The following is a 12,429-nucleotide window of genomic DNA, read 5'->3' on the forward strand; positions in this document are numbered from 1 at the left end:
TATGTGCGATCGGCCGAGACCAAGCCGGTAGCCGCGTAGCGACGCTCGCCGACAAATAGCGCGATCAGAATGCCGCCGCTTAGCGCGAGCGTTTACAGGCCGTCGAAACGGCCTGTTCAGGCTCCGAAAACCGTCCCTTGTTTCCTCCTCCGAAATGCATCTAGGTTAAGTCGAGTTTTCGGAGAACGGCTTTGCTCGTCGGCTACGCGCGCGTGTCCACCCGCGACCAGTCCCCTGCCCTACAGCTCGACGCGCTCCGGCAAGCCGGGTGCGAGCGGGTGTTCATGGAGAAGGCGTCGGGCGCGCAGCGTGACCGGCCGGAGCTGAAAGCCGCGCTCGACTATCTGCGTGCGGGCGATACGTTGGCGGTGTGAAGCTCGACCGGCTTGCGCGCTCCGTCCGGCAGCTCGTGGAGACGGCCGAAGATCTCGCCAAGCGCGAGATCGGCCTCAGGGTGCTCACCCAGGCGATCGACACCACCAGCCCCGGCGGGCGGCTCGTCTTCCACGTCTTCGCGGCCGTGGCGGAGTTCGAGCGCGAGCTGACCTTGGAGCGCACTCATGCCGGGCTTGCCCAGGCCAAGGCGCTGGGGCGGCGCGGCGGGCGCAAGCCGGCGATGGGGCCGGCCGAGATCAAGCGCGCAAAGGCGATGCTCGCCGATCCGACCATCACCGTCGAGGAGGTGGCAGCGCAGCTCGGGGTGCAGCCGTCGACGCTCTACCGGCATATTCCCGGCGGGCGCAGCTCGCTTAGCCAGCCGGCTTAGAGGGAGGCCGCCGTTCGACGGCCGCGCCTTTTGTCCCACCCAACCCTTGGGGCCGGGGCTTGCGGCCCAGCAGTCAGGCGAACAGGTCGCCGATCGCGCGCAGCCGGAAGGCGTTGACCCACCGGCGCCGGCGATGTTCGGTCGCGTCGTGGACCATGTGGCACCGCTGGCAGAGCGCGGCGAGGTTGCGCGGCCGGTTGTCGCCGGGATCGTGGTTCAGGTGCGCGCTGGCGAGGACCACGCGCGTAACGCGCAGCGCGGGGGGTGGGCCGATGCCGGCGAGGCCCGGTTGCGCCCGCGCCAGGTCCGCGGGCGCGGCCATGCGGCGAAGCCCCCTGCCCTGCCCGTCGCGCCAACGGCCGGACTCTTCATCCCACCATGTGCCGTCGCCGAGGTGCAGCACGTCGCGGCCGTGTGGGCGGCGGCAATGCTCGCAACGTCCCTTGGCGCGGCCGAAGCGGATGAAGGCGGACAGCTCGCGCCAGTCGATCGGATACAGCCAGCGATGTTCGGGCGCGATCGGCATGACGATTCTATGAGTCAGCGGAGGGTGGAACGAAAGCGGAAACTTCGCATACACCCCCCTACTCGCCTAAAAACCTTCTTAGTGTTACAGGCAAAAAGGCCAGTAGTGCCAGATCAAGCCGCCGCGAATTTACCCGGCCGACCGCCCTTCCGGCCGTTCGCGCGCGAAGCGGCGACCTTAACAGCCGTGCGGGAGCGGCCCCCTTCCGCGCCGAGCTGGCGGGCCATCCATTGCTTCGAGCCGAACACGCCTTGGAGCAGCGCCGGGACATAGAGGTCCGCGTCGAGTTTGGGCCAGTGAAGCCCCAGCCCCGCCGGACTGATCTCGATTTCAGCGAGGTTGTCGGGCGACGCATCGGCCAGCCCTTCGGCGAGCTGCGTCGGGAATGTCAGCTCGACCCCGGTATTGAGTGCGACCACGACGCGCGACCGCCGACGATCGTAACGGGCGGACACGGCATGACCCGCGGCGCGGGTCGCTTCCATGCGCGCTTCGGCTTGCGCCAGCTCTTGCTCAGTAATCGCCATGTATCGCACTCCATTCCGCGCACAGCGCCGGCACCAGCTCGACCAGCGCGGCCTCGATCTTGTTCACGTCCGGCACCTTGAAGCCGAAGCTCTCCCGCAGCTCGGGCGGACCACCGGGGCAGTTCAGGTTGAACACCGCCTCTCCTTCCGCGCCTTTCACATGGACGTGCGCCGGGCGGTGATCGTTGGGCCAGATCACGACCCGCAGGCCGCCGATGCGATGGACGACAGGCATTGGCCGACCTATCAGAAACCCAAGCGCTAGGGAATAGTTGCATGGCGAGCTCGTCCCTGGCGGGACCGCGCTCTATCTCCGTTGCGCTCCGACCGAGCCGCTTACAGCGTCTCGGCGCTTGCGCGTGACGATCGCTCGCGCGGGAAGGTGAAAAGGGTCTTTCCTTCACTCTCAATCACCTTCATAGTGTCACAGGAAAGAGAGCCAGAAGGGGCGAAGGTGCAAATCTACTCACTTGTCAGCCAGAAGGGCGGAGCTGGGAAAAGCACCCTTGCCCGTCAGCTCGCGGTTCTCGCGGGCGAGGCGGAGCCCAGCCTTATCATCGACCGCGACCCGCAGCGGACGACGACGAAGTGGTGGACGCGGCGCGAGCAGATCGAGCCGGCCTTTGAGCGCCCCGAGCTGGTCGACCTGGACGGCACCAATTTGACTGACGCGGCCAAGCGGCTCCGGCGCAAGTCCGACGGCGCGCTGTTCATCGACACGCGTCCTGCCGTCGAGGAGCCCGAGGCCGAGGCCGCGCGCGTGGCGGACCTGGTGATTGTCCCGGTGCGGCCGTCGCCAGACGACCTGGAGGCGGTCGGGGAAACGTTGAAGATCCTCCGCCGGCTCGACCGACGTGCGGCCGTCATCGTCAACGCGGCCAAGAACGAGGCCCGCGCGATTGCCGCGCGTGCCGCGCTGTCGCGCTACCCGGTCCCGGTTTGCCCGATCCACCTATCCGATCGGACGATCTATCTGGACGCCTCGCTTGAGGGGAGGGGCGTCACCGAAATGCGCGGCCATGCGGCCCGCGAAGCGGCCGACGAGCTGCGTCAGGTTTGGAGCTGGATTCAGGAGATACGACATGAGCAGTAAGCGCACCGGCCGCGCGCTCGCCGACGTAATGGGCGAGCTGGACGAGGAGCCGGCCGCGGCCCCGAGCACCGCGGCGGCGACCGAGGCAGCACCCGTGCGGGACACCGCCTCGCCGGTGATCGTGCCGATCAACGTGCAAGTCACCCCGCGCGATCGTCGCCGGCTTCGCCAGCTCAGCCTCGACACAGGGTTGTCTTTGCAGAAGCTGGGGCATGAGGCGTGGAACCGGCTCTTGGAGGCGCGCGGGCTGGAGCCGCTGGAGGCGGTAGCCGCCAGTGTGCCGAGCGGCCGATCACGCCGCTGACCTCTGACCCTTGGAGCCTTTATGACTAAGAAGGTCAGAAGGAAGGAAGGCGGTCGCGCCGGCGTACTCGACCAGCTCGACCTGTTCGTGACGCTGCCAGGCGACATACCGACTCATGACGAACAGGAGATGATGGAGCGGCCGTTCTTCAGCCTTTCCAAGCAGCGCCGCAGCGAGCCGATCGACTACCAGGTGCAGAACGGCGCCACGACCATAACTGTCAACGTCACGGCCCCGGCCGAGATCGGTATCGCCACCATTTGGGATTGCGACATCCTGATATGGGCGGTGTCGCAGCTCAGGGCGGCGAAGGCGGCGGGACAGCCGACCACGCCGCACTTCCACGTCCCGCTCTATGAGCTGCTACGCGGGATCGATCGGCCGACCGGGGGAGACGAGTACCGGCGCATCGTAGAGGCACTTGAGCGGTTGAGCGCCACCCTGATCCGCACCAACATTCGCCAGGGCAAGAAGAAGCGCCCCGAGGGCTTCCACTGGATCGAGCGCTACTCGGCACCGACCGACGACCTAGGCCGATCCACGGGCGTCGAGTTCACCATATCGGATTGGCTCTACGAGGGCGTGCTGACCGACCGCCTCGTGCTCGGCATCGACCGAGCCTATTTCAAGCTGACCGGCGGAATCGAACGTTGGCTTTACCGTGTCGTGCGCAAGCATGGCGGCCACCAAGCGGCGGGTTGGGCCTTCACCATGAAGCAGCTCCACCACAAGAGCGGCAGCACCCAGCGCGTGGCCGACTTCGCCAAGGAGCTTCGGCGCGCGGTCGAGCGGCAGCGGCTACCCGGCTACTGGCTGGAGCTGGTCAGGAACGATGAAGGCGAGGAGGTTCTTAACTTCACAGAGCGTTGCCAGCTTTCGACCGACCATCCAGGGTTCCAGTTCAAGCGCTTGCCGCGCCCGCCGATGGGGTTTCCGGCCGACTGATCGCCAGGGGCCAAAACCCCGATAGTGGTGAGGCTCCAACTATCGGGGGAATGGCCCCTGCGAATCACGGGGTTTTGGCCCCGCGAATCACGGGGTTTTGGCCCCTGAAACGGCCGCTAACCCTTTGACGATACAGGCCGAAACCGCTCCGTAAGGGTCTTAAACCTCCTATTACATAGGAGACTCTTCTTAAGGACTCAGGCCTGTGGATAACCCCGATTGGTCCATCGGATCGGGGGCCAAAACCCCGATAGTGCGCAAGACAGACCGACCGCTCGCCACCAACCAGTGGAAAAAAGGACAAGCGGAATCGGCCTAACGGCCGATGCACTTTCGCTGCGTGCCGCCTTCGGCGTCACAGGGGCGGCGCTACGCGCCGCTAGCTAGGCGGGAAAGAAGTGGGGACGGGTAGCGACGGAATCGCCCGCTACGGCCGTCCAGGCGCGACGTGGAGGCAAAAGAGGGGCTTTTAGGTGGTTTGGGATGCCGATCGGCGCGAGCGCCCCCAGCGGGCTTAATTAGGCCGGATCGAACAGGCCGTCGAACTCGCGCTGGTCATAGTAGCGGATTTTCTCGACCGCGAGCGGGTGTTCCCCCTGGCGCAGCAACAGAATCTGGTCGGGCCGCATCCGCATGATTTCATCAGGCGTGGCGAGTTGCCCGGCGGTGACGTGCGCGCTGACGCTTTCCGAGGGGCCGGCGCGCTCGCCATAGTTGGCGCGGAGCTGGTGCATGTCCTGGAGGATCGGCCAGAGTTGGAGACCATAGCCGGCCATCAGGCCCATCGCCCGCTCGACCGGTTCGAGGCGACCGAGGGCGGCGAACTCGTCCAGCAGGAACAGCACCGGCCGGGGAGGGCGAGCGGTCGATCGCGCCATGTCGGTGACGGCCTGGCTCACCAGCAGGCGCAGCCAGCGCGCATAGGTGTCGAGCCGATCGGGCGGCAGGCACAGGAACACCGTTGCGGTCGACTCCTTCAATCCCGCGAACGTGAAATCGGACGCGGCCGTGCTGGCGACGATGCGCGGGCTATCGAGGAAGTGGGTGTGGCGCTGGGCCGAGGACAGCACGCCCGCGGCTTCGCGATCGGACTTGCCGAGCTGGCGGTTGGCGGCGCGCGCGACCAGGCCACCAGCGCCGGTGCTGCCCTGCATCGCCGCGAGCAGCGCGGCGAAGCCGGCAGGGGCCAGGGTCAGATAATCGCGCACCGTCGCCAGTGTGCGCCGATCGGCGGGTTCGGTAGTGACGACGTGGAGGATCAGCCCGGCGATGAGCGCCTTGGCTTCCTCGTTCCAGTGGGCGTCGCCCGATTGCCCCGGCGCGTCGTGGACCAGCGCGTCGGCGAGCGTGTTGGCATCTTCCGCCAGATCGAGGCTGGTGGGATCGAGCCGGTCGAGCGGATTGTAGCGGGCAGGGGTCCGGCCCGACACGCCGAACCAATCGAGGCACCAGACCGGACCTTTAGCGGCGCGGGCGCGGGCGGTGATGCGGGCGTTCTCGCCCTTGGGGTCGATGCAGGTGACCGAGCGATCGAGCAGGAGCAGGTTGGGGATGATCGTGCCGACGGCCTGGCCAGAGGGTGGGGGCCATCGTCAGCAGATGCGCCGCGCCGTCATAGCGGAGCAGCTTGCCCAACTTCGCCGAGCGGCCGATCAGGAGATCCCCGCTCACCTCCAGCTTTCGCACGTCGGCGCGGTCGCCGAAGCGGGCGGACCCCAGCAGCTCGCTTTGCCGGTTGGCGGCATTGCGATTGACGCGCCAGGTGAAGAACAGGATCACGCCGAACAGCAGGAACGGAATGTCGGTCGCAATCTCGCCATAGCCAAAGATGCCCTTGAGCCAGGCGTTGCTGGCGAACAGGGCTACCACCGCCACGACGATCGCGAGCCGCCAGCTTATCGGTCGACGCCCGCCGATGCGCGGACCCGCCATCAGTGAGGTTGCTCAATTAACGGGCATCGGATGTGCAGGACAAACATCATCGCTGCATGATCGCGATCTACGCACGCTACGCAACGGTGTCGCCAGCCCGCTGCATCTTGCCGGCGCCACCCGGAAAGGGGATGCACTGTTGCGCCCGTGACCGGAACGATTATCCCGGTGCACGTTTACGGGAGATATTTGATGAAGCTAGACGATCTTGTGAAAGGCATTGCCGAGGGAAGCGATCTGAGTGCCGCCAAGGCCCGGGCGTTGATCGACCGCGTGTTCGGTGACATCGGCGATGCGGTTGCGCGGGGGGAGGAGGTGTCGCTGCCGGGTTTCGGCAAGTTCTCCAGCAAGGCCCGGGACGCCCGGACCGGTCGCAATCCCCGGACCGGCGAAGCTATGGAGATCGCCGCGTCGACCAAAATGGTGTTCACACCGGCCAAGGCACTCAAGGACAAGCTTTCCTCATGACCACAGAAATCGATACCGGCCCGAACGCGATCGAGCTCGCAACCGAGCTGACGATCGCATGGCTGAGCAATCCCAACACGCGCGTCGCGGCCGAGGAAGCGACGGCCGCCCAGTTCACGCCGGCGGTGTCGGTACGTAAATCGCTGGCGTCGAAGGATCATATCATCTCGCTGATCGACGGCAAGCCGTACAAGACGCTTCGCCGTCATCTAAGCGGACATGGACTCACGCCCGAGCAATATCGGGAACGCTACAATCTGAAGCCGGACTACCCGATGGTGGCAGAGGCGTATTCAGAAGCCCGGCGCGCTATGGCAAAGAAAATCGGTTTGGGGCGCAAGCCTGGTCCGCACGCAGCACCGGCCCACCCGAGCCCGCCCACGCGGCAAAAATTGAGGCTGCCTACGATCACCGAATGAATCGCCGGGTCCGCAGCCGTTGATGGATCAGGATCCCAGCAGCGCCACTTAAGCCATGCGTAGCGACATCAGCTTGTCGGGGTCAATTGGCGCGAGGTACCCCAGCGGAACGCCGACCGGTCGGCCGCACCCTCTGCCCAGATCAGTTCCGCGACATGGAAGAGTTTCTGGACGGTGGATGCGCGGTCGCTTGCGACGCAGTCGATCACCGCATCATCGAACATCGGGCTTATCGAGCGCATCCTTTGGTCTCCTGCCTGCCATATACGCGGCTACCGTGACGTTGATGTGGCGGGCGCAAGCGGATGGGCGCGTTAGTGACACGATTGCTTGCAGGAAAGCCCCACTCAGATCGCGTCGGGATGATCGAGCAGCCGGAGGAGGATTTGCGACACGAGGGGAGGGGACACGCCTTCATCGAGCATCATGTCGAAGAACGCATCTTCGTTCGGCGTCGGGATCATGTCCTCGATCACGAGGTTGGCGCGCGACTCCGCCATGTCCTCGCGCCACATGGCGACTTCCGCCGGCGTGCCGCGCGTAAAATCCATCGCGCGCACTTCGGCGCGGATCGCCTCGATATCGAACGTGATCATCACTACCCCTCCTCACCGTTTTGCAAGAGCAGATAATTCAGTGCATCCACCGCATCGCGCTCGGTAGCAAAGAGGAGATCAAGCCAGCGGGCCTCAACCGCAGACCAGAGACCCCAAGCGCCGTCCAATTTCGGTTCAGGGCGTTGCGCGACACGATAATCGCTGGCGCTCATCAGCGCGCCTCCTTGGCATCGCTTTCGGCGTCGAACGCCCGCTTGCCGCGCCGCTTCCACAGCGCCAGCACGTCGCCGGCGTCATCACCGCGCGCGCGTCCGGCGAGATCGAGCAGCGCGCCGTAGAGTGTGGCGCGGTCGTCGTCGGCCAACTCGACCAAGCCGGCCTTCTGGACCAGCCCGCCCAGCTCGATCAGGTGGCGCGTGCGTTCGCGGCGTTGCACGACCCAGCCCCGCGTATCGCTACGCCGTTCCGCCGCTTCCGCCCGCAGCGTCGCCGCCCGGTTCAGCCGAAGCGCCCGATCCGTCGATTGCAGCAGCGCCGCCACCCCCCTCGACTTCGCTCGGGACAGGTTTGCGCTTGCGCCGTTGAAAGAAGGCCGCGCCTTTCGCTCGCCACGCCTCCTTCGCGCTCGCATCCTTCGCCTCGACCGCATCCAGCAGCACGCCCGCCAGTGTCTCGGCATCGAGCGCATCGGCACCCGTGGCGGTGACGAGCTGACCGAGCTGTTCAACCCGCTTCGCCTTCAGCGCCCGCGCCTTGTCGCCAAGCGCCTTCAGCTCGGCATCGTAATCGCGCACCTTCCGCATTGCCTTCACCCTTCCGCGATCATCAGCCCGAACACTCTAGCGCCGCCCATGCCGGGGTAAAGCGCGAACGGTAGAAACATCAGCCCCAAGTCAATCACGAGGAGCGTAGCAAATTGTGAGTGCGCGCTTATACGTCGTTGCCGACGTGCGCTAAGAAGTGCAGAATGCGGAGCGAGATGGCGATCTACCACTTCTCCGCCAAGGTCATCAGTCGTGCGAACGGATCGAGCGCTGTTGCGAGCGCCGCCTATCGTTCCGCGTCCGAGCTGCACGACGACCGGCTCGGGCGCGATCACGACTTCTCGAACAAGGCGGGCGTCATCCACTCCGAGGTGATGTTGCCGGAAGGCGCGCCGGAGCGCTTGTCTGACCGCGCCGTGTTGTGGAACGAGGTGGAGGCGGGGGAGAAGCGCAAGGACGCGCAGTTGGCACGCGAGGTGGAGTTCTCGATCCCGCGCGAGATGAATGAGAAGGAGGGGGTGCGGCTCGCGCGCGACTTCGTGGAGAAGCAGTTCGTGAAGCGCGGCATGGTCGCGGACCTGAACGTGCATTGGGACAAGGCGAAGGACGGCAGCCCCAAGCCGCACGCGCACGTCATGCTGGCGATGCGCGACGTGGGGCCGGAGGGGTTCGGGAAGAAGAACCGCGACTGGAACTCGACCGAGCTGCTGAAGGACTGGCGCGAGGCGTGGAGCGCGCACGTCAACGAGCGCATGGCCGAGTTGGGGCTTGAGGGCCGGATCGACCATCGTAGCTACGAGGCGCAGGGCATCAAGCTGGAGCCGCAGCACAAGATCGGCCCCGCGGCGTCGCGGCGACCGGCGCAGGGGCTGGAGGCCGAGCGGATCGAGGATCACGCGCGCATCGCCCGCGACAATGGCGAGAAGATCATCGCCAACCCGTCGATCGCGCTGGACGCAATCACGCGCACCCAGGCGACGTTCACCACCCGCGACCTGGCCGTGTTCGCGTTCCGGCACAGCGACGGCAAGGACCAGTTCGACCAGGTAATGGGGGCGGTGCGCGCCAGCCCCGAGCTGGTCGCGTTGGGGAAGGACGGGCGCGACCAGGAGCGGTTCACGTCGCGCGACATGATCGCGGTGGAGAACCGGCTTGAGCGTGCCGGCGACGAGCTGGCGAGGCGGGAGGAACATGGTCTCCCGGCAGCGGCAATCAGGGGGGCTGTCGCCACTGCCGGGAGTGAAGGACTCGTGCTCGGGGAGGAGCAGCGAGCCGCACTGGAGCATATAACGGGGCCGAGCGGCCTCGCCAACGTGATCGGCTACGCGGGGACGGGCAAATCCGCCATGCTGGGGGTGGCGCGCGACGGATGGGAGCGCGCCGGTTACAATGTTCGCGGCGCGGCCTTGTCGGGCATCGCGGCCGAGAACCTTGAGAGCGGGTCGGGCATCAGGTCGCGGACGATCGCGAGCCTTGAGCACGCATGGGGGCAGGGGCGCGACCAGCTAGGCCCGCGTGACGTGCTGGTGGTGGACGAAGCCGGCATGATCGGCTCGCGTCAGATGGAGCGAGTGCTGTCGCAGGCTCGCAACGCGGGCGCGAAGGTCGTCCTGGTGGGCGACCCCGAGCAGTTGCAGGCGATCGAGGCGGGCGCGGCGTTCCGCAGCGTCACCGAGCGCCACGGCGCGGCCGAGATCACCGAGATCAGGCGGCAGCGCGAAGACTGGCAGCGCGACGCGACCCGTCAGCTCGCGACCGGGCGCACTGGCGAGGCGGTCCATGCCTATGACCAGGCCGGCATGGTCCACGCGGCCGACACCCGCGAGCAGGCACGGGGCGAGCTGGTCGATGGTTGGGATCGAGCGCGTCAGGCCGAGCCGGACAAGAGCCGCATCATCCTAACCCACACCAACGCCGAGGTGCAGAGCCTCAATGGCGAGGCGCGGAACCGGTTGCGGGCGAGCGGCGATCTTGGCGACGACGTGACGGTGAAGGTCGAGCGTGGCGAGCGCCAGTTCGCGGCCGGCGACCGCATCATGTTCCTTCGCAACGAACGCGGCATGGGGGTCAAGAACGGCACGCTTGCCACGATCGAGCGGGTATCGCCCGAAGGGATGGCGGTGCGCCTCGATGACGGCCGCGGCGTTGCGTTCGACACCAAGGACTATGCGGCGGTCGATCACGGCTATGCGGCGACGTTCCACAAGGCACAGGGCGTGACGGTCGATCGCGCCCATGTCCTCGCGACCCCCGGCATGGACCGCCACAGCGCCTATGTCGGCATGTCGCGGCATCGCGACGACGTGCAGCTTTATTATGGCCGCGACGACTTCGCCGATCAGCGTCAGCTCGTCCGCGCCCTGTCGCGTGATCGGGGCAAGGACATGGCGGGCGACTATGCGCGCCCGGAACAGGACCAGGCCCGCGCGTTCGCCGATCGGCGCGAGATCCGGTTCCCGGAACTCGCGCGTGAAATAGTGGCGAAGGTCCGCGACAAGGCGCGGGGCATGTTCGCGGGGTTCCGGCCGAAGCCGGCGACCGAGAAAGCGACGTCGCCGGAGCGTGTCGCGGCCGATCGGCCGCCGGCATCCTCGCAGGCCCGCGCGATCGAGCGCTATGGGCGCGCCGCAGCGGATATAGGCCGGATGCGGGACAAGGGGTTGCCGGTGCTGGCGCACCAGGAACAGGCGCTGGCGAAGGCTGGCGACGCGCTCGACCAGGTGCGACCGCTTGGGAGCCGCGACCTTGCCAGCGCGATCGAGCGCGACCCCCGACTCGCGCGCGACGCGGCCGAGGGGAATACGGGCGGCGCGGTGAAGGCGATGGAGACGGAGCGCCAGGTCCGCATCGACCCGGAGAAGCGCGCGGACCGGTTCGTGGAGCAGTGGCAGGGCATGAAGGAGGCGCGCGCCAGCATGGAGCGTGCCGGCGACCGTGCGGGCGCTGATAAGTTGGGCAAGCGCATGGAGAACATGGCGGGCGGATTGCATCGCGATCCGCAGCTCGAATCCGTGTTGCGCGCCCGCGCGTCCGAGCTGGCGTTGCGCATGGAGCGGGGCCGGTCGATCGGGCAGGAGCTCGCGCAGTCGGTCGGACAAGGCCGCGACCGCGATCGTGGCATGAGCCGGTAAGGGGGACAGGTGACGGACGAGGACGATAGCCAAGGAGCCGACGCAGCCGAGGCGTTCGAGGCGATGCGCGGCGAGCTTGCGCTGTTGCGCCGCGCCGTGGAGGGCTTGGCGGCCGAGCGCGGCGGACAAGACATACCCGATTATTCCGAGACGCTGGGGCGGATGCAGCAGGGCGTGGACACGGCGGGCGAGAACATCGCGCGCATCGGCCAGTTTCTGAAGGCCGCCCCGGCGCTGGCGATGACGCCCGAGCAAATGGCGCAGCGGATCGCGGCGGCGGGCAACGCCGCCCGGCGCGAGGACCAGGCCGCGCTCGCCAAGGCGGGCGAGGACAAGGCCCGCGTCATGGCCGAGCTTCGCGCCATCGCCGGGTCCGCATGGACACGCGCCGACCAGAGGAACCGGCAACTATGGTTTGCCCTGGGCGGGGCGGTGGCCGGCATCCTTGCATGGGCGATCGTGCCGGGCCTCGTCGCGCGCGAGATCGCGCCGGCGAGCTGGCAATGGCCCGAGCGCATGGCGGCGCGGACGCTCGACCTTCCCCGTTGGGAAGCGGGGCAGCGGATGATGCAGAGCGCCAGCCCGGCCGCGTTCCGCGCGATCGTCGGGGCCGACAAGATCGTGACGGCCAACCGCGAGACGATCGACCGATGCAGAAAAGCGGCAGGCAAAGCAGACGAGGCGGTACGATGCACGATTAGGATCGCCCCATAGTAACCGCGTGTCTATTCCGCTAAGTAATTGATAATTATACCATCCGACCATAGCCTAACCGTAGCAGCCTTGCGCGGACCTAATTGCGAGTCGGTGCATGGCTTCACGAATAGGCAATCAGTACTAAGTTCAGTTAACCGTAACCTAACGGTTTCAATGCGACATGTAGGTGCGCTGAAGGCGCACTGAGGTGAATATGAGCAGCATGAGCTGCCCCCTTCTGAGTGGTCCATCGACTATGACAGTCTGGATCGAGGAAGGGACGACGAATGCCAGCGAAGAA

At 66.7% G+C, this 12,429-nt stretch carries 17 protein-coding genes and 1 pseudogene; 8 read left to right on the plus strand and 10 right to left on the minus strand.

Annotated elements, in window-relative coordinates:
- The first annotated feature begins 191 nt into the window (after window positions 1-191).
- Window positions 192-766 (plus strand): annotated as a pseudogene (locus ACH0BU_RS17080) (recombinase family protein).
- Between the two features lie 73 nt (window positions 767-839).
- Here the strand turns inward: ACH0BU_RS17080 and ACH0BU_RS17085 are convergent.
- The 3 genes from ACH0BU_RS17085 to ACH0BU_RS17095 all read right to left on the minus strand — a co-directional run bounded on the left by ACH0BU_RS17085 (window position 840) and on the right by ACH0BU_RS17095 (window position 2,054).
- The gene (locus tag ACH0BU_RS17085) at window positions 840-1,292 is read right to left on the minus strand and encodes a hypothetical protein (RefSeq protein ID WP_035386338.1); all 453 of its coding nucleotides are present in this window, start codon (window positions 1,290-1,292) and stop codon (window positions 840-842) included.
- A gap of 113 nt (window positions 1,293-1,405) precedes the next feature.
- Entirely contained in the window at window positions 1,406-1,819 is a 414-nt protein-coding gene (locus ACH0BU_RS17090; RefSeq protein WP_035386330.1) for a DUF2442 domain-containing protein, read from the minus strand.
- Window positions 1,806-2,054: a DUF4160 domain-containing protein gene (locus ACH0BU_RS17095; protein WP_035386331.1), complete on the minus strand. Its 249-nt coding sequence runs from the start codon at window positions 2,052-2,054 to the stop codon at window positions 1,806-1,808. Before ACH0BU_RS17095 ends, ACH0BU_RS17090 begins: the two co-directional genes overlap by 14 nt.
- A 147-nt stretch (window positions 2,055-2,201) precedes the next feature.
- Here ACH0BU_RS17095 and ACH0BU_RS17100 point away from each other — a divergent pair, with 147 nt between their 5' ends.
- From ACH0BU_RS17100 to ACH0BU_RS17110, 3 genes are read left to right on the plus strand one after another with little or no spacing between them, the layout of a single operon-like run.
- On the plus strand, window positions 2,202-2,912 hold the full coding sequence (locus ACH0BU_RS17100) for a nucleotide-binding protein (RefSeq protein WP_285139584.1): 711 nt from the start codon (window positions 2,202-2,204) through the stop codon (window positions 2,910-2,912).
- Window positions 2,902-3,216: a hypothetical protein gene (locus ACH0BU_RS17105; protein WP_035386332.1), complete on the plus strand. Its 315-nt coding sequence runs from the start codon at window positions 2,902-2,904 to the stop codon at window positions 3,214-3,216. Before ACH0BU_RS17100 ends, ACH0BU_RS17105 begins: the two co-directional genes overlap by 11 nt.
- 21 nt (window positions 3,217-3,237) lie before the next feature.
- A complete protein-coding gene (locus ACH0BU_RS17110; RefSeq protein WP_016509643.1) occupies window positions 3,238-4,161 on the plus strand; it encodes a replication initiator protein A in 924 nt (307 codons plus the stop codon).
- Window positions 4,162-4,679: 518 nt separating this feature from the next.
- Here ACH0BU_RS17110 and ACH0BU_RS17115 read toward each other — a convergent pair.
- Both ACH0BU_RS17115 and ACH0BU_RS17120 read right to left on the minus strand, forming a co-directional pair.
- On the minus strand, window positions 4,680-5,717 hold the full coding sequence (locus tag ACH0BU_RS17115; RefSeq protein ID WP_051121500.1) for a type IV secretory system conjugative DNA transfer family protein: 1,038 nt from the start codon (window positions 5,715-5,717) through the stop codon (window positions 4,680-4,682).
- Window positions 5,623-6,093: a hypothetical protein gene (locus ACH0BU_RS17120; protein ID WP_156843923.1), complete on the minus strand. Its 471-nt coding sequence runs from the start codon at window positions 6,091-6,093 to the stop codon at window positions 5,623-5,625. Before ACH0BU_RS17120 ends, ACH0BU_RS17115 begins: the two co-directional genes overlap by 95 nt.
- A gap of 192 nt (window positions 6,094-6,285) precedes the next feature.
- On the opposite strand from ACH0BU_RS17120, the gene ACH0BU_RS17125 reads away from it, so the two are divergent.
- Window positions 6,286-6,561 carry an HU family DNA-binding protein gene (locus tag ACH0BU_RS17125; RefSeq protein ID WP_035386333.1) on the plus strand — a complete coding sequence of 92 codons (276 nt, stop codon included), beginning with the start codon at window positions 6,286-6,288 and terminating at the stop codon, window positions 6,559-6,561.
- Window positions 6,558-6,980 carry a Ros/MucR family transcriptional regulator gene (locus ACH0BU_RS17130; protein ID WP_500264389.1) on the plus strand — a complete coding sequence of 141 codons (423 nt, stop codon included), beginning with the start codon at window positions 6,558-6,560 and terminating at the stop codon, window positions 6,978-6,980. The genes ACH0BU_RS17125 and ACH0BU_RS17130 overlap by 4 nt, the downstream gene beginning before the upstream one ends.
- A 68-nt stretch (window positions 6,981-7,048) precedes the next feature.
- On the opposite strand, the gene ACH0BU_RS17135 is transcribed toward ACH0BU_RS17130, so the two are convergent.
- The 5 genes from ACH0BU_RS17135 to ACH0BU_RS17155 all read right to left on the minus strand — a co-directional run bounded on the left by ACH0BU_RS17135 (window position 7,049) and on the right by ACH0BU_RS17155 (window position 8,340).
- On the minus strand, window positions 7,049-7,222 hold the full coding sequence (locus ACH0BU_RS17135) for a hypothetical protein (RefSeq protein WP_198010902.1): 174 nt from the start codon (window positions 7,220-7,222) through the stop codon (window positions 7,049-7,051).
- 105 nt (window positions 7,223-7,327) lie between these two features.
- Window positions 7,328-7,576, minus strand: a complete 249-nt coding sequence (locus tag ACH0BU_RS17140; protein ID WP_251652541.1) for a hypothetical protein — start codon at window positions 7,574-7,576, stop codon at window positions 7,328-7,330.
- A gap of 2 nt (window positions 7,577-7,578) precedes the next feature.
- Entirely contained in the window at window positions 7,579-7,749 is a 171-nt protein-coding gene (locus ACH0BU_RS17145; RefSeq protein WP_156442736.1) for a hypothetical protein, read from the minus strand.
- Window positions 7,749-7,973 carry a conjugal transfer protein TraD gene (locus tag ACH0BU_RS17150; RefSeq protein WP_035386334.1) on the minus strand — a complete coding sequence of 75 codons (225 nt, stop codon included), beginning with the start codon at window positions 7,971-7,973 and terminating at the stop codon, window positions 7,749-7,751. Before ACH0BU_RS17150 ends, ACH0BU_RS17145 begins: the two co-directional genes overlap by 1 nt.
- A 19-nt stretch (window positions 7,974-7,992) precedes the next feature.
- Window positions 7,993-8,340 carry a conjugal transfer protein TraD gene (locus tag ACH0BU_RS17155; protein WP_251652543.1) on the minus strand — a complete coding sequence of 116 codons (348 nt, stop codon included), beginning with the start codon at window positions 8,338-8,340 and terminating at the stop codon, window positions 7,993-7,995.
- 176 nt (window positions 8,341-8,516) lie between these two features.
- Here ACH0BU_RS17155 and traA point away from each other — a divergent pair, with 176 nt between their 5' ends.
- Window positions 8,517-11,432 carry a Ti-type conjugative transfer relaxase TraA gene (gene traA / locus ACH0BU_RS17160; RefSeq protein ID WP_500264390.1) on the plus strand — a complete coding sequence of 972 codons (2,916 nt, stop codon included), beginning with the start codon at window positions 8,517-8,519 and terminating at the stop codon, window positions 11,430-11,432.
- Between the two features lie 9 nt (window positions 11,433-11,441).
- The gene (locus tag ACH0BU_RS17165) at window positions 11,442-12,146 is read left to right on the plus strand and encodes a DUF6118 family protein (protein ID WP_046195648.1); all 705 of its coding nucleotides are present in this window, start codon (window positions 11,442-11,444) and stop codon (window positions 12,144-12,146) included.
- The last annotated feature ends 283 nt before the right edge of the window (window positions 12,147-12,429 follow it).

The sequence above is a fragment of the Sphingomonas olei genome, assembly GCF_045369765.1.
GTDB classification, from domain to species: Bacteria; Pseudomonadota; Alphaproteobacteria; order Sphingomonadales; family Sphingomonadaceae; genus Sphingomonas; species Sphingomonas panaciterrae.